The sequence below is a fragment of the Mesorhizobium sp. M0664 genome (assembly GCF_040320565.1).
GTDB lineage: Bacteria > Pseudomonadota > Alphaproteobacteria > Rhizobiales > Rhizobiaceae > Mesorhizobium.
In genome coordinates this window covers 1-1,140 of the sequence record NZ_JAMYPW010000109.1, presented here as the reverse complement: position 1 = coordinate 1,140, position 1,140 = coordinate 1, and the positions used below count along the sequence as shown (strand labels likewise).

Below are 1,140 nucleotides of genomic sequence, written 5' to 3'. Positions count from 1 at the left end.
GCAAGCTGGGTGAGGATATCACCGAGACGCTGGAGGTGGTGCCGCGGCAATGGAAGGTGATCCAGCACGTGCGGGAGAAGTTCACCTGCCGCGACTGCGAGACGATCAGCCAGGCTCCGGCGCCCTTCCACGCCACCCCGCGCGGCTGGGCCGGTCCCGGCCTGCTGGCGATGATCCTGTTCGAGAAGTTCGGCCAGCATCAGCCGCTTAACCGCCAGGCCGAACGCTATGCCCGCGAAGGCGTGCCGCTCAGCCTGTCGACGCTCGCCGACCAGGTCGGCGCCGGCGCCGCGGCGCTGATGCCGCTGTTCAAGCAGCTCGAAGCCCATGTGCTGGCCGCTTCGCGTCTGCACGGCGACGACACGACGGTGCCGGTCCTGGCCAAGGGCAAGACCGATACCGCCCGATTATGGACCTATGTGCGCGATGACCGACCGTTCGGCGGCGCCGATCCGCCGGCGGCAGTGTTCTACTATTCCCGCGATCGCCGAGGCGAACATCCCGCGACGCATCTCGCCGGCTGGAGCGGCATTCTGCAGGCCGATGCCTTTGGTGGTTATGGCGATCTCTATGCGACGGGTCGTCAGCCGGCGCCTGTTCTGGAGGCCAGCTGCTGGGCCCACAGCCGGCGCAAAGTATTTGAGCTGGCCGATGTCGAAGCGGCGGCGCGCAAGAAGGCGCACGGCGAGAAGCCCAACCTCGTCTATCCGCTGGCGGTCGAAGCCGTGAAGCGCATCGATGCCCTGTTCGATATCGAGCGCGCGATCAACGGCCTGTCGCCGGCCCAACGCCACGCCGTGCGCCAAGAGCGGAGCGCGCCGCTGGTCACCGAGCTCGAGCGCTGGATGATCAAGACGCGCGACAAGCTCTCGCGCGGACACGATCTGACCAAGGCCTTCAACTACATGCTGCGCCGCTGGTCATCCTTCACCCGGTTCCTCGACGATGGGCGGATTTGCCTATCCAACAATGCAGCCGAGCGAGCCCTGCGCGGCATCGCTCTCGGCAGAAAGTCTTGGCTGTTCTGCGGTTCCGATCGCGGCGGACAGCGCGCTGCCGTTCTCTACAGCCTGATCGTCAGCGCCAAGATGAACGATGTCGACCCGCAGGCCTGGCTCGCCGACGTCCTCGCCCGACTGC

At 66.7% G+C, this 1,140-nt stretch carries 1 protein-coding gene; it reads left to right on the top strand.

Going from position 1 to position 1,140, the window contains the following annotated elements; translation table 11 throughout:
* Positions 1–1,140, top strand: a 1,140-nt coding sequence (gene tnpC / locus NKI39_RS34155; RefSeq protein WP_352837548.1) for an IS66 family transposase, incomplete at both ends; no start/stop codon positions are given.